Here is a 20772-nt window from a genome sequence, read left to right as displayed (position 1 = left end):
TTGTGTCCTCCTGGACTCGGGTAGATTTCCTCAGCCTTTGGCAGATATTAGCTTAACACCTGCGGGCGGTGAGTTCCTACTAGATTATATTTCTTGTGGGTTAGAGCACGAAAGCGTTAGCTTTTATGCCCTTTGGGGACTCACTCGCCCCGGTTTTTGGCGATGATTTCTTCAGCCACGTTGCGGGGAACCTCAGCGTAGCTATCGAAGGTCATCGTGTACATCGCGCGACCCTGCGTCTTGGAACGCAAGTCACCGACGTAACCAAACATTTCAGAAAGTGGTACCTGTGCACGTACGACCTTTGCACCGGCGATGTCATCCATAGACTGGATAGCACCACGACGGGAGTTCAAGTCGCCGATTACGTCGCCCATGTACTCTTCTGGAGTACGAACTTCCACGGCCATGATTGGCTCTAGAAGAACTGGGTTAGCGCGCTTGGCACCTTCCTTCAAAACCATGTTACCAGCGATCTTGAACGCCATTTCGGACGAGTCAACATCGTGGTAAGCACCATCTACTAGGATAGCGCGAATTCCGACCAACGGGTAACCGGCGAGAACACCGTTGCCCATGGCCTCTTGGATACCAGCATCGACGGATGGGATGTATTCGCGAGGAATACGGCCACCGGTGACCTGGTCGACGAATTCGTACATTTCTTCGGCATCCATCGGCAATGGTTCGAAGTTGACCTGCACCTTTGCGAACTGACCAGAACCACCGGTCTGCTTCTTGTGGGTGTAGTCGACCTTTTCGACTGCCTTGCGGATGGTTTCGCGGTAAGCAACCTGTGGCTTACCAACGTTAGCTTCAACCTTGAATTCGCGACGCATACGGTCTACGAGGATGTCGAGGTGAAGTTCGCCCATACCACCGATAACGGTCTGGCCGGTTTCTTCGTCCAAACGAACGGTGAAGGTTGGGTCTTCTTCAGCTAGCTTCTGAATAGCGACAGAAAGCTTTTCCTGGTCACCCTTGGTCTTTGGTTCGATAGCAACGTGGATAACTGGATCCGGGAAGGTCATCGATTCAAGGATGATCGGCTTGTCGATAGCGGAGAGGGTGTCACCAGTGGTGGTGTCCTTCAAACCGATAACGGCGTAGATGTGACCAGCGTGTGCCACGTCAACCGGGTTTTCCTTGTTCGAGTGCATCTGGAAGATCTTACCGATGCGTTCCTTCTTACCCTTGGTGGAGTTAGTTACCTGGGCGCCTGCTTCGACCTTACCGGAGTAAACGCGGATGAAGGTTAGCTTGCCGTAGAAGGGGTGTGCGGCAATCTTGAAGGCTAGAGCTGAGAATGGCTCATCTTCGTTAGCTGCACGGGTGAGAGTTTCTTCTTCGTTGCCAACAGCGTGACCTTCAACATCTGGGATGTCGAGTGGGGATGGCAAGAAGTCGATGACTGCGTCAAGAACTGGCTGGACACCCTTGTTCTTGAAAGCGGAGCCACAGTAGACTGGGAAGAGTTCACCGGCGATTACCTGCTTGCGGATACCTTCAACGATTTCTTCGTCGGAAAGTTCTTCGCCACCGAGGTACTTGTCCATGAGTTCTTCGCTGCCTTCAGCGGCGGCTTCGATCATGGCTTCGCGGTATTCTTCAGCCTTGGCCTGTAGGTCTTCTGGAATTGGAGCGTATTCCACGACGGAGCCACGAGTTTCGTTGCCCTTGTCGTCCTTCTCAGGGAAGAGAACGGCTTCCATACGACGTAGGTCAACTACGCCCTGGAATTCGTTTTCTGCACCGATTGGTAGTTCCATGACTACTGGCTTGGCGCCCAAACGATCCTTAATGGTCTGGACCGAGAAGTAGAAGTCAGCACCCAACTTGTCCATCTTGTTGATGAAGCAAATACGGGGGACGTTGTACTTGTCAGCTTGACGCCATACGGTTTCGGACTGCGGTTCCACACCTTCCTTACCGTCGAACACTGCGACTGCACCGTCGAGAACACGCAAGGAGCGTTCTACTTCCACGGTAAAGTCGACGTGCCCTGGGGTGTCGATGATGTTGATTTGGTTACCCTTCCAGAAGGAAGTCACCGCTGCGGAGGTGATGGTAATACCGCGTTCTTTTTCCTGTTCCATCCAGTCGGTGGTGGATGCACCATCGTGGGTTTCACCGATCTTGTAGTTAATACCGGTGTAGAACAGAATGCGTTCAGTTACAGTTGTTTTACCAGCATCAATGTGTGCCATGATGCCGATGTTGCGGACCTTTTTAAGGTCAGTCAGCACTTCAAGTGCCACGACGTACGCCCTTCCTTAGTTGGGATTACCAGCGGTAGTGAGCGAAGGCCTTGTTGGACTCCGCCATCTTGTGCATGTCTTCGCGACGCTTAACAGCAGCACCGAGGCCGTTGGAAGCATCGAGAATTTCGTTCATCAAACGTTCAGTCATCGTCTTTTCACGACGCTGACGCGAGTAGTCAACCAGCCAGCGCAATGCCAAGGTGGTGGCGCGGGAAGCGCGAACTTCCACTGGTACCTGGTAGGTAGCACCACCGACACGGCGGGAACGTACTTCGAGAGCTGGACGAATGTTGTCCAAAGCGCGCTTTAGTACGGTTACCGGATCCTGGTCCGCACGTTCGCGAACGCCTTCGAGGGCGCCGTAAACGATGCGTTCTGCCACGGACTTCTTGCCGTCGAGTAGAACACGGTTAACTAGCTGGGTAACGACTGGGGACCCGTATACTGGGTCGACAACCAAGGGACGCTTGGGAGCTGGGCCTTTACGGGGCATTACTTCTTCTCCTTCTTTGCGCCGTAGCGGGAACGAGCCTGCTGGCGGTTGCGGACACCCTGGGTGTCTAGCGCGCCACGGACGATACGGTAACGGACACCGGGGAGGTCCTTAACACGACCACCGCGGACCAATACGATCGAGTGTTCCTGCAGGTTGTGGCCTTCACCGGGGATGTAAGCGGTGACCTCGATGCCGCTGGAGAGACGCACACGGGCGACTTTACGCAGGGCCGAGTTAGGCTTCTTAGGGGTAGTGGTGTAAACGCGGGTGCAAACCCCACGACGCTGGGGCGAACCCTTTAGCGCGGGAGTCTTGACCTTAGAGCGCTTCACGCTGCGGCCCTTGCGGACCAGCTGCTGAATAGTAGGCACTATGTCTCCGTCTTTAAATTAATCGGACAATTTCTTACAATAATGCGCGACCTGTTTGCCCTTGTTTCTGCGCGCACACTGCTCCGCAGAAGGGCCGGCCCGCCTAACCTCTATAATGAGTGACGTCCGGAGCTCCGACAGAGTTGGGAGCCCGCGTACCAGTGTTTGGTAACGAAACTAGGGCCCGCAGGTGGCGGGCACCGTCAGTTAGTCTATCAAGTGCCACCAAGATGGTCAAAGGCAACCAAAGTGCACCGTCTCACGGAATTTTGATTTTTCGGCTTTTCTCACTAAATTCTGGCGCTGATTTTTTCTGCTTCTCGTTATACTGACTTCAGTTCCTCGATTTAGCCTAAGACTTTATTGTTCTTTTGGTTAGTCTCACTCCCCCGTTTTGATTGGTGGCATTTATGTCTACTTCCTTTGGTTTGTCTACTCGTTTGGTTGGCTCATTGAGCAACCGCCGGCGTCTGGTCGGCTTAGGCGCCGTGGCTGCTTTGTCGCTTTCTTTGGCGGCTTGTTCTCCGGCTACTCCATCACCGTCGGTTTCGCCCGAGGGCGGCACTCCGGCCTCGGTTAGCGTGGAAGAAACGGTGAGCCCAAGTACTAGTGAGGCAAGTGTGGAACCGGCTGGAGAACCTACTGCGGTACCGAGCGTGGAGTCTACCTTAGAGCAGGACGTGGGGATAACGACTGAGCCTAAGTTTGGTTCGGCTCCTGAAAGCACTCCGGCAGGTGGAGCAAAACAGCCTGGCGCGAAGGACTTGGGCGGTAGTGGCGAGGACGTGACCCTTACTTTTGCGGCGACGGGCGACATGTTGCCTCATGGGCCATTGGTGAAGGCAGCTCGTCGGGGTGATGGTTCGGTGCATTTAATGGACCGCATGGTCGGGGTTGAGCCTTATATTAAGGGGGCAGATCTGGCCTTGTGTCATTTAGAGGTACCGTTTGCGCCTCGTGACAACTTGGTGAAGGACTACCCGCAGTTTGCGGCTCCTCCGTCGTTGATTGGCGATCTTAAGGAACTGGGTTATGACGGTTGTTCTACGGCCTCGAACCATAGTTGGGATCAGAAACAGGCAGGTTTTGATCGCACCTTGCAGTTGATGGCTAACTCGCAGTTGGGTACTGCTGGGACGAATTTGACTCCTGAGATGAAGCCGTACCAGTTGTACCGGCTCGAGCGTGCGGGCCGCACTATTACGATCGGTCATGTTTCTTTGACCTATGGGCATAACCGTTGGCCGATTGCCCAGTTGCAGCGCGAACCATGGCGACTGAATTTGGACGATATTGATCGGGCGATTGCTGATGCGAAGGCGGCGAAGGCAGCTGGGGCTGATGTGGTAATCGCGTCAATGCACACGGGGGTGGAGTGGGATCCGACTCCGTCTACCGACCAGAAGGGTTGGTCGCAGCGTTTTGCCGATAGTGGCGTGGTTGATCTGGTGATTGGTCATCATCCGCATGTGGCTCAGACTGCGAAGGCTTATCCTCGCCCTGGCCGGACTGTTCCAATGTGGTCTTTTTACGGTTTGGGCAACATGATTAGTGCTCAGGTTCCTTCACAGGGCAAGTTGACCCAGGTGGGAGTGCTGGCTTTGCCGACTTTGACATTAAATGCCCGCAACGAGGTGATTGCTGCTTCAGCAACTTGGGAACCTTTGGTTTTGGATCGTGCTGGTTTGCGTCTGTACACGGCGTCGGCCTTGGAGGCCCATAAGGGTCCAGCACCTCGCACTAATCGGGCGACCTTGTTGTCGTATTTGCAGGCGGGCCGTTCCCAAATGGGCTCGGTAATTAAGGAGGCAAGCGCTCCCCCAGTCTCTGGAGGTAAACCGCCGGTGGCTTTACCGCGTTAATACCTGACGCTCAGCATTTGGTAGGCAAATCCCCTAGGCGCACTAGACTTTGCCAGCCAAGTTGACTTTGTTTTAACTGTTTGCTGGAAAAATTTGGGGTTTTGCCGCAGGTGGGTTTGCTTACCGAGGACGCCCTCGGTCAGCAAACCCACCTGCTAAGTTTTTATCTACTTGGCGTTTTTTCCAAGAACGACGTCGGCGAGGACTTGCATCGGCAAGGTACCTTCGCGTAGCGCTACTCGGTGGAAGTCTTTGAGATCCCCGAGTCCTTGGGACAAGTACTCATCGCGCAAGTTTTCCCACAGGCGCTGCCCAACCTTGTAGGAGGGGGCTTGTCCGGGCCAGCCAAGGTAGCGGTCAACTTCAAAGCGGAGGAAGCCCGGGGCCATGGCCACGTTTTGTTTCATGAATTCCCAAGCGTATTCTCCGTCCCATTTGCCTTGGCCATCTGGGCGCATTTTGCCGGTGTGGACGCCAATGTCGAGGACGACGCGGGCAGCACGTAGGCGTTGCCCGTCGAGCAAGCCCATGCGGTAGCCCTGGTCAGGGAAGAAGCCAAGTTCATCCATAAGTCGTTCAGAGTAGAGCGCCCATCCTTCGGCGTGGCCGGAGTTGAAGCACAGTTGTCGTCGCCAGCGGTTTAGCCGCCCGGCCTCGACCATTTGCTGCCCGATTTGGAGGTGGTGTCCGGGGACGCCTTCGTGGTAGACGGTAGTAAGTTCTTGCCAAGTCACAAAGGTGTCTTCGCCGGCGGGTACGGACCACCACATGCGGCCGGGGCGGCTGAAGTCTTCCGAGGGACCGGTGTAGTAGATGCCGCCGGTGCCCGCTTTATCAATACAGCATTCGATTTCTTTGATTTCGGCTGGGATGTCGAAGTGGACGCCATCCATTTTGCTGATGACGTCATCGGCGGTTTGCTGCATCCATTCTTGCAGGTTGTCTACACCTTTTAGCTGGTATTTAGGGTCGGCATTTAGGCGTTCGATCGCTTCCTCGACGCTGGTGCCTGGCCCGTATAGTTCGGCGGCGACAGCTTCTTGCTCGGCGATAATTCGAGCGAGTTCTGCCTGGCCCCATTCATAGGTTTCGTCTAGGTCGATCTGGTGACCAACCCATTTGTGCGAGGCGACCTGGTAGCGTTCGGCTCCTACCCCATCTTCTGTTTGGGCGTGTGGGGCTACCTCGCGTTTGAGGAAGTCAGCTAATTCCTGGCAGGCGGCTTTTGCTGCTGTCAGGGTTTCTTGGGTGGCCGAGGACGCCTCGGCGTAAGTATCAAGTAGTGAAGTTTGGGCGCTGAGCGCCTCAAGCTGATTGATCCCCGCCTGAACTTGGCGTAATGCTGGGGTGAGACCTTTTTCCACGCCCACTTTGAGGGTTTGGGCGTAACCGGTAAAGGCCTCGGACATGCGAGAAAGACGAGCCGCCAGGTTAGCTTTACCCTCTGTCGTAGTCAGGTCCATCTGGGCCATGGTGTCGCGTACGTCCTGAATCGGGCAAGAAATATTGTTCAAATTTCGCCATGGTTCACCGAGCTGATATTGATCGTTTTGGACACCTAGGCGATCTTTCATGGCGGCGTAACAAACTTGATCTGAGGCCGAATTTAAGGGAACGCTTTCAATCGCAGCTAAGGTTTTTTGATGAAGTTCATGGTCAGCTTCGACCCCCTCAGGCGAATAATCTGACCAGCGATCTTGGCCTAAATCAACCCCTAAACCAGTAGCCAACTCAGGCGATTGCTCCACCAGTTTTTCCACAAAATCTTCAGCAATTTGATCAATATTCATGTGCTTAGTCTAGGGGCACTTTCACCCGCTTTCAATCGAATGCGATTAAAGCAGTTTGGACTTAATCTCTCATCGTTAAATCTATGCGTGACTTAATCTCTTTGAGAGGCGATAAACACCTGCCCCAGCAACATTAGTTTCGGGCTAAATCACACTTGTGCCAGTGGCGAAAACAGACGGGATGCGCCCTCGGCAAGTAAGGTCGCGTGTCAAAATGGAGGGTAAAGCATAAGCTATTTGAAAGGGGCAAAATGCCTGGAAAGAACCTCACCCGCGAAGAAGCTATGGAGCGCGCGGAACTTGTTACCGTTAAAAACTATCAAGCGGCTTTGGACCTAACTCAAGGGGATACCCTCTTTGGGTCCGAAACCACCATTAACTTTACTGCTAAGGCTGGGGCCAGCACCTTCCTCGACCTCGTTGCTGAAAACGTTCACAGTGTTGAGCTCAATGGCCAGGCCCTAGACGTCGACCAGGTATGGGCCGATGACCGGATCGCTTTGCCTGAACTAGCCGACGAAAACACGGTAACCGTGAAAGCCGACTGCCGCTACATGCACACTGGTGAAGGTTTGCACCGCTTCGTGGACCCAGTGGACGGCGAAGCCTACACCTACAGCCAGTTCGAGGTACCTGATGCTCGTCGCGTCTACGCCACTTTCGAACAGCCAAACTTGAAGGCTACCTTCCAGTTCACTGTCACCACCCCGAAGCACTGGACCGTCTTCTCGAACTCCGCCACTCCCGAGCCACGTTTCGAGGGCGACAAGGCCGTTTTCGAGTTCGCTCCTTGCGAGAAGATCTCCACCTACATCACCGCCATTGTGGCCGGCCCATACGTCGGCAAGACCGGTGAACTCACCTCCGCTGATGGCCGCACCATCCCGCTAGGCGTTTACTGCCGTCCTTCCCTTGAGGAATACCTCGACGCTGACGAAATCATGGACATCACCCGTCGTGGCTTCAAGTTCTTCGAGGCCGAGTACGGTCACCCCTACCCGTTCAGCAAGTACGACCAGATTTTCGTCCCAGAATACAACGCTGGCGCCATGGAAAATGCTGGCTGCGTAACCTTCCGCGACGAATACCTCTGGCGTGTTAAGCCCACCGAGGCTCAGATTGAAGGCCGTGCCAACACCATCTTGCACGAACTCGCCCACATGTGGTTCGGTGACCTCGTCACCATGAACTGGTGGAACGACCTCTGGCTCAACGAGTCCTTCGCCGAATACATGTCTCACCTAGCCCTGACCGAAGCTACCCGTTGGGAAGATGCTTGGACCGGCTTCATGCTCCGCAAGGACTGGGGTATGGGCCAGGATCAGCTCCCCACCACCCACCCGATCGTCGCTAACATTCGCGACCTCGAAGATGTGGAAACCAACTTCGATGGCATTACCTACGCTAAGGGTGCTGCTGTGCTCCGCCAGCTCGCTTCCTACGTTGGTCGTGACGCTTTCACTGAAGGCTTGCGCAAGTACTTCGAAGCCAATGCTTGGGGCAACACCGTCCTTAACGACCTCCTTTCCAAGTTGGAAGAAGCTTCCGGTCGCGATCTTTCCGCTTGGGCCAAGGTCTGGTTGGAAGAAGCAGGCGTTAACCTCATGCGCAGCGAAATCGAAACCGATGCCGATGGCAACATGACCAAGGTTGCTATTCTGCAGGAATCCTTCAACGCAGGCGCTTCGCTCCGTCCTCACCGCATGGCTGTTGGTGGCTACACCCTCAACGAAGCCGGCACCGAGATGGAACGCGTCTTCCACGTCGAACTTGACGTCGACGGCGAACGCACCGAAATCCCAGAACTCGTTGGCAAGCCACGCCCAGACGTATTCTTGCTCAACGATGACGATCTCACCTACACCAAGGTGCGTCTAGACGAAGCCTCCTTGGAAGCTGCCAGCCAGAACATTGACAAGTTCACCCAGCCACTTCCTCGTGGCATCATCATGGCTTCTGCTTGGGACATGACCCGCGACGCCGAATGGGCCGCTGCCAAGTTCGTCCAGTTGGCACTACGCGAACTTCCAGTCGAAACCAACTCCATGCTCACCAGCCTTGTGCTACGTAACCTCAGTGTCGCACTGAACTCTTACGTCGCCCCAGCTGACCGCCCAGAGCTGTACGCTTTGGCCGGTGGCGAGCTCGCCAAGTTGGCCCAGGCTGCCGAGCCAGGCTCCGACCTGCAGCGCCAGATCACCCAGATCGCTTTCGCTTTCGCCACCACTGACGAACAGCTTGCCTGGGTTGCTGACCTTTACGAAGGCAAGACCAGCCTCGAAGGCCTAGAAATGGACGTCGAACTCAAGTGGTTGGCTCTCGACACCCTAGTGGCCAACCGCAAGGCTGACGAAGAAACCATCGTTGCCATGGAAAAGGAAGACCCAACCCTCACCGGTTCGCAGCGTGCCGCTCGCGCCCGCGCTTCCAAGCCGGGCACCGACCACAAGATCGAGGTATTCGACCGTTGCATGACCGAAGACATTGCTAACGACACCCGCATCGCCATGATGCAGGGTCTATGGGCACAGTCCTCCCTCGAACCCGAAATGTACCGCCCACTAGTGAAGCGTTACTTCGAAAACATCAAGCAAATGTGGAAGGACAACTCCTTCCACTCGGCACAGACCATCGCCATCCTTCTCTTCCCACCGCTACCAGGTGAATTCGAAGGCCAGGATGCAGTCGTCACCGCCGCCAAGACTTGGTTGGAAGCCAACCCTGAGTCCAACACTCAGGCTGGTTTGCGCCGCGTTGTCTCCGAACGCCTCGACGCCCTCGAGCGTTCCGAACGAGTACAGGCCGTCAAGTGACCTGCTAGTTAAAGCTAGCGGCCAAAAGGCCTAACACGTCGCCAGCGGGTGGGAACTGTTACAAAGCAGTCTCCCACCCGCTTTCCAATGCCCCAAAAATTTTCAACGTTGCTATGATTTCTTTTGCAGATGGGGAAAGGAATCTGTAGTGATTAAATACTTGGGATCAAAACGCTTGCTCATCCCAAGTTTGCAAGCAATGTTTGAATCCATCAAACCAGTGAGCGCCGTCGACGTTTTCACTGGCACCACCCGCGTGGCGCAAAGTCTCTGCCGCACGGGCGCTTTCACGTACACAATTGACACCGCCTCATACTCCGAAATCCTCTCCCAGTGCTATGTCGAAGCTGACTGCACCAAAATCGACCTCGACCAAATTCGCACCATCATTGCCAAACTGAACCAACTGGCACCAACGCCCGGCTACTTCACCGAAGTATTCTGCGAAAAAGCCCGCTACTTCCACCCCAAAAACGGTGCCCGGATCGACGCCATTCGCGACTACATCGAAGCCAACTTCCCGCACGGCCAACTACGGGCCATTCTGCTCACTTCCCTCCTCGAAGCAGCCGACCGAGTCGATTCAACCGTGGGGCTACAAATGGCCTATCTTAAACAGTGGGCCCCACGCGCACTCAAAGACCTCGAACTACGAGTCCCCGAACTAACCCCAGGAACCGGCAAAGCCATCCGCGGTGACGCCCTCGAAAAAATCCAAGAACTACCACCAGTAGATTTGGCCTACCTCGATCCGCCCTACAACCAGCACCGCTACTACACCAACTACCACATTTGGGAAACCCTAGTGCGCTGGGACCACCCTGAGTACTACGGCGTCGCCTGTAAACGAGTCGACGCGAAAGACGACGAAACCAAAAGCGTGTTCAATAAAAAGAACCAAATGCCGCTGGCCCTCGCCGAGGTCGTCAAACAGCTAAAAGCCCGCACCCTGATTCTTTCCTTCAACAACGAAGGATTCGTGCCCCTAGAAGAGCTCATCGCCATGTGCGATGCCCGCGGGGGCAGCACCATTGCCATCCCCTTCAAATTCCGCCGGCACGTCGGAGCCAAAATCGGCATCCACTCCCCCAGCGGAGAAAAAGTCGGGACCGTCGGCAAAACCGAAAACCTCGAATACATTATCCTCAACGGACAAGGCCCCATCCTTGAGCGCATGCGCAACGCCCTCGGGCCAATCGTAGGAGCCAACGCCAACACCCTCTAGGCGCAAAGCATTGACTAGGTCGCCTTTTGGCTGAGTCCTAGAACGCGGCCTTAGCAGCCATATCTAACGGCGAGGCGGCAAGCACAATTCAAATTTCACAGTTGTGCGCCCCTAATCCTGCCCAGCGCGGCGAAAGTACCTCGATCCCTAGTGGCCCACGATCCGGTGCTACTTTGCGCTTAGAGCGGTTGCTACGGGCCTGAGGAGATAGCAAAGGCGGGCGGTAAACACGATTGTGTGTTTACCGCCCGCCTTTATGCTTGCGTTAGTTCACTACGGTTTAGAAACCGTCCGAGAAAGCAGCACCGAAGTCCAAGCCAGCGAGGAAGGAATCTTCATCCATCACTGGGGCTGGTTCGATGTCAGCGCGGGTCAAACCGATCTCGTCCATCGCTTCCTGGGTAGGTTCAACGATGACTTCCTGGTAACGCTGCAAACCGGTACCAGCCGGGATCAACTTACCGAGGATGACGTTTTCCTTCAAGCCGACCAATGGGTCGGACTTGCCGGTCATGGCGGCCTCGGTGAGGACCTTAGTGGTTTCCTGGAAGGAAGCAGCCGACAACCAAGAATCGGTAGCCAAGGAGGCCTTGGTGATACCCATGAGTTCCGGACGGGCCGAAGCAGGCTTACGGCCTTCCGCCATCACGCGCTTATTTTCGCGCTTGTAAGCGGCCTGATCAACCAATTCGCCTGGTAGCAAGTTGGTGTCACCCGAATCGATCACGGTTACGCGGCGAAGCATCTGGCGAACAATCACTTCAATGTGCTTGGAGTGAATGTCTACACCCTGGGAGCGGTAAACTTCCTGAACTTCAGCCACCAACTGGCGCTGGGTTTCGTTCTGGCCCTTGATGCGGAGCAACTTCTTCGGGTCAATGCGACCCTCAGTTAGCTGAGCACCAGCCTCAACGTGAACGCCTTCGCCGACCAATAGTTCCTGACGACGCGAAACCTCGACAACCAAGTCTTCTTCGCCGTCATCGCGAACGATGATTACGCGGCGTGCTGCCGGATCGTCATCGTCAATCTTGATGCGGCCGGAAGCCTCAGCAATCTCAGCTTCACCCTTAGGAGTACGGGCTTCGAAGAGTTCCTGAACACGAGGTAGACCCTGGGTAATATCCGCAGCCGAAGCGACACCACCAGTGTGGAAGGTACGCATGGTTAGCTGGGTACCAGGTTCACCAATCGACTGAGCAGCAATAATACCGACGGCTTCGCCGATATCAACGCGCTTACCGGTAGCCAAGGAGCGGCCGTAACATGCGGCACAGCAACCGACAGCAGATTCACAGGTAAGGACGGAGCGAACCTGAATGTTGGTGACGCCAGCGGCGATTAGCTTTTCAATCAAAACGTCGCCAACATCCTGGCCAGCGTGAGCCACCAGGTTGCCTTCAGCGTCAGTGACATCCTTAGCCAAGGTACGGGCGTAAGCAGTGGTCTCGACGATGTCGAGTTCGACTACAGTGCCGTCCTTTTCTTCACCGATTGGCATGTTCAGACCACGGCGAGTGCCACAGTCTTCTTCGCGAATAATGACGTCCTGCGAAACGTCTACTAGACGACGGGTCAAGTAACCCGAGTCAGCGGTACGCAACGCGGTATCGGCTAGACCCTTACGGGCACCGTGGGTCGCGATGAAGTATTCGAGAACGGACAAGCCTTCACGGTAGTTCGACTTAATCGGACGTTCAATCAGCTTCTGCTTCGGGTCAGACACCAAACCACGCATACCGGCGATCTGACGGATCTGATCCCAGTTACCACGAGCGCCCGAGTAAACCATACGGTAAACGGTGTTGCGCTCAGGGAAGTTGGCGCGCATCGCGGCAGCAACTTCGTCGGTAGCTTCAGTCCAAATGTTGACCAAGTCGACGTAACGTTCTTCTTCCTGGATAGCACCAAGTTCGAAGTCGTCCTGAGTCTTGGCAGCGCGCTCTTCGTACTTAGCGAGGATCTCAGGCTTGTCAGCTGGGCCCACAATGTCGGTGAAGGCGATGGTAATACCGGACTTAGGTGCCCAGTCGTAACCAGCTTGCTTCAAAGCATCGAGGGAGGCAGCAACCAAAGCCTTCGGGTAACGCTCGGCCAAGTCGTTAACGATCTTACCTAGCTGCTTCTTGGTCACTTCGTGGTTAACGAAGGGGTATTCGACCGGCAAAGCGTCGTTGAACAAGGTACGACCCAAGGAGGTCTCCAAGTCCACCGGATCGCCCTCGGTCCAGCCTTCGGGGGCTTCCCAGTCGCGCGGTGGCACGAGGGAATCGAAGTGGATCAAGCACTTGGCGTTAAGGTGAAGTAGGCCCGCATCGTAAGCCATGATGGCTTCAGCTACCGAGGAGTAGCGTGGCACGATTTCGTTGCCTTCATTGTCCTTAGCAACCTCAACCTCAGGATCTGGGTTGGAGGTCAAGTGGAACAGACCAATAACCATATCCTGTGCCGGGATGGTCACTGGGCGACCATCGGAAGGCTTCAAAATGTTGTTCGAGGACAGCATCAAGATACGTGCTTCAGCCTGAGCTTCGGCACCAAGTGGCAAGTGAACCGCCATTTGGTCACCGTCGAAGTCCGCGTTGAATGCAGTACAAACTAGTGGGTGCAGCTGAATAGCCTTACCTTCAACTAGCTGTGGTTCGAAGGCCTGAATACCAAGACGGTGCAAGGTAGGTGCACGGTTTAGCAATACTGGGTGCTCACGAATGACCTCATCGAGGACGTCCCACACAGCATTCTTCTGGCGTTCAACCATGCGCTTTGCTGCCTTGACGTTCTGGGCGAGCTTGCGCTCTTCCAGACGCTTCATGACGAAAGGCTTGAAGAGTTCGAGTGCCATCTGCTTAGGCAGACCACACTGGTGCAACTTGAGCTGAGGACCAACCACGATAACGGAACGACCGGAGTAGTCCACGCGCTTACCGAGGAGGTTCTGACGGAAACGACCCTGCTTACCCTTAAGCATGTCCGAGATGGACTTGAGTGGGCGGTTGGAAGGACCGGTAACCGGACGGCCACGACGACCATTGTCGAACAAGGCGTCAACCGATTCCTGGAGCATGCGCTTTTCGTTGTCCACGATGATTTCTGGAGCGTTAAGTTCCAAAAGTCGCTTCAAACGGTTGTTACGGTTGATAACGCGACGGTAAAGGTCGTTGAGGTCCGAGGTCGCGAAACGGCCACCATCGAGCTGCACCATTGGGCGCAAGTCCGGTGGGATCACTGGAACGTAGTCAAGCACCATACCCACTGGCGAAGTACCGGTGGAGAGGAAAGCGTTAACCACCTTGAGGCGCTTGAGTGCGCGAGTGCGACGCTGGCCAGTGCCGGATTCGATAATCTGGCGTAGTTCCTTAGCCTCTGCTTCGAGGTCGAAGTTTTCTAGGCGACGCTTAACAGCGGCGGCACCCTTCGAGCCTTCAAAGTAGATGCCGTAACGCATCTGCATTTCGCGGAAGACCGCGTCAGAACCTTCGAGGTCACCGACCTTGAGGCTCTTGAATTTTTCCCACACCTGGTTGATGAATTCTTTTTCTTCATCGTACTGGTGGCGAATATCAGCCATGTCGCGTTCAGCGGCCTTCTGGAGCTTGTCGCGATCCTTGGCTGCGGACTTAGCTTCTGGATCGACCTCGACCAAATCCTTTTCGAGGGCGATAGCACGCTCTTCGATGGCCTGATCGCGCTGCGAATCAATGTTCTTAAATTCGAGTTCGAGTTCCTTCTGCAAGTTAGGCAGATCTTCAGCTCGGCCTTCGGCGTCCACATCAGTGATCATGTAGGCGGCGAAGTAAATGACCTTTTCGAGGTCCTTAGGAGCCAAGTTGAGTAGGTAGCCCAAACGGGAAGGGACGCCCTTGAAGTACCAAATGTGGGTGACAGGGGCAGCCAACTTAATGTGGCCCATGCGTTCACGGCGAACCTTGGAGCGGGTTACTTCCACTCCACAGCGTTCACAGACGATGCCCTTGTAACGGACACGCTTGTACTTACCACAAGCACATTCCCAGTCGCGGGTTGGACCGAAAATACGTTCGCAGAATAGGCCGTCCTTCTCGGGCTTGAGAGTACGGTAGTTGATGGTCTCGGGTTTCTTAACTTCCCCGTGGGACCAGGCCTGGATGTCGGTTGATGTAGCCAGACCAATGTGTAGTTTGTCGAAGACGTTGGCGTCGAGCAAGGTTACTCCTCAGATAGTACGCACCTGGTCAGCGGAATGGTTGTCTCGGACCGAAAGCAACTCGCTGCTTGTTGTTTTCGGCGCTGGCTGGGTGGGAATGGGGAATCCCTTAATTCCCACCCAGCTGCGGACTAGATCTCGTCGACGGAGTTGGCTGCACCACCGGGGCGGGCACCAAGGTTGATGCCGAGCTCTTCGGTGGCTCGCTGGCCATCCTCGTCTTCGTCTTTCAGTTCAATCACGTTACCGTCGAAGTCCAAGGCTTCTACGTTCAAGCACAAGGAACGCATTTCCTGGATCAAAACGCGGAAGGATTCTGGGATGCCAGGCTCAGGAATGTCCTCGCCCTTAACAATCGCCTCGTAGACCTTCACACGACCGGTAATGTCGTCGGACTTGATGGTTAGCAGTTCCTGGAGGGCGTAAGCGGCGCCGTAAGCTTCCAGCGCCCAAACTTCCATTTCACCGAAACGCTGACCACCGAACTGAGCCTTACCACCCAACGGCTGCTGGGTAATCATCGAGTAAGGACCAGTGGAACGAGCGTGAATCTTGTCGTCGACCAAGTGGTGCAACTTCAACATGTACATGTAGCCGACCGAAATCGGGTACGGGTAAGGTTCACCGCTACGACCGTCGAACAAACGAGCCTTACCGTTAGGAGCGACCATTCGCTGGCCGTCACGGTTTGGCTTGGTGTGGGCGAGCATGCCCAAGAGTTCGTCGTCGCGGACACCGTCGAATACCGGGGTGGCTACGCGGGTGCGTGGCTCGGCGGTGGCAGCTTCCTTAGGTAGACGCTTGGTCCACTCTTCGGCAGCCTTCATCGCTTCGGTTACGTCCCAACCCTGAGCGGCAATCCAACCCAAGTGAAGTTCGAGGACCTGACCGACGTTCATACGACCAGGCACACCCAGTGGGTTCAAGATGATGTCGACTGGGGTACCGTCTTCCAAGAATGGCATGTCTTCGACTGGCAATACCTTGGAAACAACACCCTTGTTACCGTGACGACCTGCCATCTTGTCACCAACGGTGATCTTACGGCGCTGGGCGATGAAGACGCGGACACGTTGCTTGACACCTGGGGCCAAGTCGTCGCCGTCCTCGTGCTCGTGAATGCCGATGACGATACCGGATTCACCGTGTGGCACACGCAAGGAGGTGTCGCGAACTTCGCGAGCCTTTTCACCGAAGATGGCGCGCAAAAGGCGTTCTTCCGAGTTGAGTTCGGTTTCACCCTTCGGGGTGACCTTACCAACGAGAATGTCGCCAGCGGAAACTTCAGCACCGATGCGGATAATGCCGCGTTCGTCTAGGTGAGAGAGAGCTTCTTCCGAAACATTCGGGATGTCGCGGGTGATTTCTTCGTCACCGAGCTTGGTTTCACGAGCGTCAATTTCGTGTTCTTCAATGTGGATGGAGGTCAGCACGTCGTCCTGTACTACGCGCTGCGACAAAATAATCGCATCTTCGTAGTTCAAGCCTTCCCATGGCATGAAGGCCACGAGCAGGTTCTTGCCGAGGGCGAGTTCGCCACCGTCGGTTGCTGGGCCATCGGCGATGACCTGGCCAACCTCGATACGCTGACCTTCGTCAACGACCACATGGTGGTTGGTGCAGTTGCCCTGGTTCGAACGCTGGAACTTCTCCATGTAGTAGTAGTCGCGTTCGCCCTCGTCAGTCATGATGACCACGAAGTCGGCGCAAACTTCCTGAACGACACCAGCGCGGTGAGCAACGATCACGTCACCAGCGTCAACGGCGGCACGCTGTTCCATACCGGTACCAACAAGTGGTGCTTCCGGTACCAACAACGGCACGGCCTGACGCTGCATGTTAGCGCCCATCAACGCGCGGTTAGCGTCGTCGTGTTCGAGGAATGGAATCATGGCGGTTGCAACCGACACCATCTGGCGGGCCGAAACGTCCATGTAATCTACTTCGTCAGCTGGGAAGAGGGCTGGGTCGGAACCGGCCAAACGGCAAAGAACCTGGTCTTCCACGAACTTGCCGGCCTCGTCAAGAGCAGCCGAAGCCTGCGCGATGACCTTGCGATCTTCCTGGGTCGCGGTGAGGTAGTGAACTTCGTCAGTAACCTGACCGTTCTTAACCACACGGTATGGGGTTTCGACGAAACCGAAGGGGTTGATGCGCGCGAAGGTAGCGAGCGAACCAATCAAACCAATGTTTGGACCTTCAGGGGTTTCAATCGGGCACATACGGCCGTAGTGGGTGGGGTGCACGTCTCGGACTTCCATGCCGGCACGGTCACGGGAAAGACCACCAGGACCGAGGGCGGAAAGACGACGCTTGTGAGTGATACCAGCCAAGGGGTTGTTCTGGTCCATGAACTGCGAGAGCTGCGAGGTACCGAAGAATTCCTTGATGGAGGCCACTACTGGGCGGATGTTGATCAGGGACTGTGGGGTAATGGCTTCAGCTTCCTGGGTGGTCATACGTTCACGTACAACGCGTTCCATGCGAGCGAAACCGGTACGAACCTGACCCTGGATGAGTTCACCAACGGCGCGAATACGACGGTTACCGAAGTGGTCGATATCGTCGGATTCAACGCGAACGTCGTGATCCTGACCGTCAACGTCTACGTGCAAGAACTCGTCGCCCTTGTGGAGAGCCAAGAGGTACTTCACAGTGGTGATGATGTCTTCGCGACGAAGAGTGTTTTCGGATAGTTCAGCCCCGAGACCGAGCTTGGTGTTGATCTTGAAGCGACCCACCTTAGCCAAGTCATAGCGCTTAGGGTTGAAGTAGAAGTTGTTTAGTAGGGTGCGGCCGGCCTCGACGGAGGCAGGTTCACCTGGGCGCAACTTCTTGTAAAGATCGACGAGGGCGGAATCAGTGTCCTGAATGTTGTCACCTTCGAGACCGGCTAGCAAGACTGGGAAATCCTTGAATTCTTCTTGGATTTCACTCATGGTCATGCCGATGGCCAATAAGAAGTGGCTGATTGGCTGCTTACGCTTGCGGTCGACACGAACGGTGACGGTGTCACGCTTGTCGATTTCGAGCTCGAGCCAAGCACCACGCGAAGGGATGACCTTGGTGGAGAAAACTTCCTTATCGGAGGAACGATCCGCACCGCGTTCGAAGTAAACGCCTGGGGAACGAACCAGCTGGGAAACGACCACACGTTCGGTACCGTTAATAATGAAGGTACCGCGTTCGGTCATCAAGGGGAAGTCGCCCATGAAGACGGTCTGGCCCTTGATTTCGCCAGTGTTGTAGTTGTTAAATTCGGCCGTCACGTACAGTGGGGCGGCGTAGGTCTTGTCCTTTAGGCGGCACTCGTCGGCGGTGAGCTTAGGTGCTTCCAAGGTGAAGTCTGAGAACGACAAGGACATGGTCTGGGCAAAGTCTTCAATCGGAGAGATTTCGTCGAAGATTTCCTGCAAACCGGAGATGTCTGGAACGGCGTTGACCGAACCATCCTGCTTGGATGCTTCGACGCGGGCTTTCCAGTTATCAAGGCCCAGCAACCATTCGAAGGACTGAATCTGAACGTCCAAGAGGTTGGGGGCGGAGAGGGGCTCACGAAGCTTGGCGAATGACAAGCGGCCCGAAGGCAAAATAGCGGCAGATTGACTCATTGCAGTCAAAGGGTTTCCTTCCCTGCTAGCGATTTGTGCGCGCACGCGCCAACAGCCCCTATCTGATGTTGCAGGGCCGACGACTTGCGCTATTTAGAGTCGCCGGATACAACTCACCTCGGACATGGAGGCGCAACTATTAATCGTAGCAGAGGAAAACAAACTTTGCAGGCGTTTTGCATGGTTAGAAACTTATCGCACAATTTTTCTCAAATCGTCCGATTATCGCCCATTAACTGTAATAACGCAAGCTTGAAGTTACGTAAATCCAAAAAAGGATTTAACATAGGTTATCCTCACCTATCAATTAAGAAGGAAGACAGATGCCGTTTAAGCGTGCCAAAGCAGGTAAGAGAGCGAAAGATTCTCTTAAACAGCTAAGTCAAGTTGGCCCCAAGGAACGTCGTTGGGCGGTCCTGGCTGGCCTTATAAGTGTGGTTGGCACTATTTGGGCTTTAGAACAGTTAGCCGATTGGGTTGTCCGCCTCGCAAACGGGCAACAGCTCTCTGGTGATCTGCTGGTACCGGCGGTCCTTGCCACCTTGCTAGCCGCGGGCGGTCAAGTGCTCCGCATGTGGATCTCATATCGCAGCGCCACCAAGCTAGAAGTAGAACTTGGCCGTGCTCTTACCGGCGGCTCTTTAGCTACCAACGACCTCGGGAGGCAAGACGAGGAAGAACGCGAAGGCGCCACCTTGAACCTGCTCACGGACGGGCTGGAACGCTACACCTTGTATCGACAGACTTTCTTGCCGCAGATTTTCTCAGCTCTGGCGATTCCTTTGCTGGTGGTTTTGTGGGTGTTGGTGCGCTATGACTGGTTGTCTGGTCTGATTTTGGCGCTCGCAATCCCGCTAATTCCGCTGCTGGTGGGCGGTTTCCTCAAGGTCATGCGCAAGGTTTCTAGCGCCTCTCGGAAAGAACGCAATAACCTTGCCGGGGCTTATTTGGACGCAATCAAGGGCATGGAGACCCTACAGTATTTGGCGGCGAGTGCGCGGGTCGCGCAGCAGCTGGCCGAGCGCGGCGAACGCAACCGTCAAGCGATTATGCGCCTATTGGCCGGCAACCAGCTGGTGCTGTTCGTGGTTGATCTGAGCTTCTCCCTATTTATGGTCGCGGGGGCTACCGGCTTGGCAATCTGGCGTTACTCCGGCGGTCATCTCAGCGCTACCCACGCGGTAGCGCTTGTTTTCCTCTCGATTTTCTTACTCGAACCGATGGACCAGGTTGGTGCATTCTTCTATGTGGCCATGGGCGGCATCGCGGCAGGTCGCGGCCTCAACCGTTTCTGGTTGCAGGCCGAGGACGGAGCGACCCTACAACACGGCACGGCAGGAGCCCAAGCATTGCGCCAGCTTAGCCAAGGACAACAACCAAGTATCGGCCCGAGCGTGACCAGCAACGCTCGCGAAACGCGAGAGACGGCGGGGGCGGCCTCGGCCAGCATTAGTGGGCACCAGGTTTCTTTCGCCTACCCCCAAAGCGGACCGGTACTGAACAAACTTGATTTCAGCGTTCCCCCCAAGTCGAGGATTGCAGTAGTTGGGCCATCTGGTGCCGGCAAGTCTACTTTCTTGAAACTGCTTAGCGGCCAATTAAGCCCCAGCGAGGGTGAGATTAGTTTGCAAAGTCAAAGCGCTTCCGCCTTTGCTTTAAGTCAGGCTAGCGCTCCGGTGGCCCAAACAACCTGGCTATTCGCCACCACGATTAGGCAGAACTTGCTGCTGGTGGCGCCTCAGGCTAGCGAAGCGGAGCTGTGGTCCGCCTTGGAAAAGGTGCAGCTTGCTGATGAAGTAAAGGCCTTCCCATCTGGGCTTGATACCGAGATCGGCGAACAGGGCATGGGCCTTTCAGGTGGTCAGGCACAGCGACTTTCTTTGGCACGGGCACTACTTTCGGGCCGCGAGATCTTGCTATTAGACGAGCCTACATCCGCGGTGGATTTGGTGGCTGAAGAACAAATTCGTGATGTTCTGGCTGGGATCTCAGATCGCACCATGGTGATGGTGACGCATCGAGCGGGCCTTCTTCCCGGGGTCGATCAGGTTTGGGAAGTTGTCGACCATGGTCTCAATCCACTCCCCCACAACGAGGACGAGAGCCCGCTTCTCCCCTCCTCTTATTACTCTGAGCGCAGCACCAAGGAAGGAAAGTGAA

General features: G+C 55.3%; 9 protein-coding genes and 1 pseudogene. 4 read left to right on the top strand and 6 right to left on the bottom strand.

The genetic code is table 11. The features are described 5' to 3' along the window. Positions 1-140: 140 nt before the first annotated feature. Genes fusA through rpsL form a run of 3 tightly spaced genes read right to left on the bottom strand, consistent with a single transcriptional unit; the run spans position 141 to position 3128 of the window. A complete protein-coding gene (gene fusA, locus BK816_RS02035) occupies positions 141-2258 on the bottom strand; it encodes an elongation factor G (RefSeq protein WP_071163689.1) in 2118 nt (705 codons plus the stop codon). 25 nt (positions 2259-2283) lie between these two features. After that, positions 2284-2754 (bottom strand): 30S ribosomal protein S7, encoded by a 471-nt coding sequence (gene rpsG, locus BK816_RS02030; protein ID WP_071163688.1) that lies wholly within the window; start codon positions 2752-2754, stop codon positions 2284-2286. After that, positions 2754-3128, bottom strand: a complete 375-nt coding sequence (gene rpsL, locus BK816_RS02025; protein ID WP_071163687.1) for a 30S ribosomal protein S12 — start codon at positions 3126-3128, stop codon at positions 2754-2756. Before rpsL ends, rpsG begins: the two co-directional genes overlap by 1 nt. Before the next feature lie 410 nt (positions 3129-3538). Here rpsL and BK816_RS02020 point away from each other — a divergent pair, with 410 nt between their 5' ends. Then, on the top strand, positions 3539-4990 hold the full coding sequence (locus BK816_RS02020; protein WP_071163686.1) for a CapA family protein: 1452 nt from the start codon (positions 3539-3541) through the stop codon (positions 4988-4990). A gap of 167 nt (positions 4991-5157) precedes the next feature. Here the strand turns inward: BK816_RS02020 and BK816_RS02015 are convergent, their stop codons facing one another. Then, positions 5158-6780 (bottom strand): DUF885 domain-containing protein, encoded by a 1623-nt coding sequence (locus tag BK816_RS02015; protein ID WP_071163685.1) that lies wholly within the window; start codon positions 6778-6780, stop codon positions 5158-5160. 251 nt (positions 6781-7031) lie between these two features. On the opposite strand from BK816_RS02015, the gene pepN reads away from it, so the two are divergent. Then, positions 7032-9593, top strand: a complete 2562-nt coding sequence (pepN, locus tag BK816_RS02010; RefSeq protein WP_071163684.1) for an aminopeptidase N — start codon at positions 7032-7034, stop codon at positions 9591-9593. A 148-nt stretch (positions 9594-9741) separates the two neighbouring features. Continuing rightward, positions 9742-10818: a DNA adenine methylase gene (locus BK816_RS02005; RefSeq protein WP_071163683.1), complete on the top strand. Its 1077-nt coding sequence runs from the start codon at positions 9742-9744 to the stop codon at positions 10816-10818. A gap of 390 nt (positions 10819-11208) precedes the next feature. Here BK816_RS02005 and BK816_RS02000 read toward each other — a convergent pair. Further along, positions 11209-15001, bottom strand: a pseudogene (locus BK816_RS02000) (DNA-directed RNA polymerase subunit beta'); the annotation flags it as partial. 131 nt (positions 15002-15132) lie between these two features. Beyond that, positions 15133-18612 (bottom strand): DNA-directed RNA polymerase subunit beta, encoded by a 3480-nt coding sequence (gene rpoB / locus BK816_RS01995; protein ID WP_071163681.1) that lies wholly within the window; start codon positions 18610-18612, stop codon positions 15133-15135. Between the two features lie 323 nt (positions 18613-18935). On the opposite strand from rpoB, the gene BK816_RS01990 reads away from it, so the two are divergent. Then, a complete protein-coding gene (locus BK816_RS01990; RefSeq protein ID WP_071163680.1) occupies positions 18936-20771 on the top strand; it encodes an ABC transporter ATP-binding protein/permease in 1836 nt (611 codons plus the stop codon). Position 20772: the final 1 nt, after the last annotated feature.

Source organism: Boudabousia tangfeifanii, assembly GCF_001856685.1.
GTDB lineage: Bacteria > Actinomycetota > Actinomycetes > Actinomycetales > Actinomycetaceae > Boudabousia > Boudabousia tangfeifanii.
The sequence above is the reverse complement of the archived record's forward strand: the minus strand, read 5'-3'. Positions and strand labels throughout refer to the sequence as shown.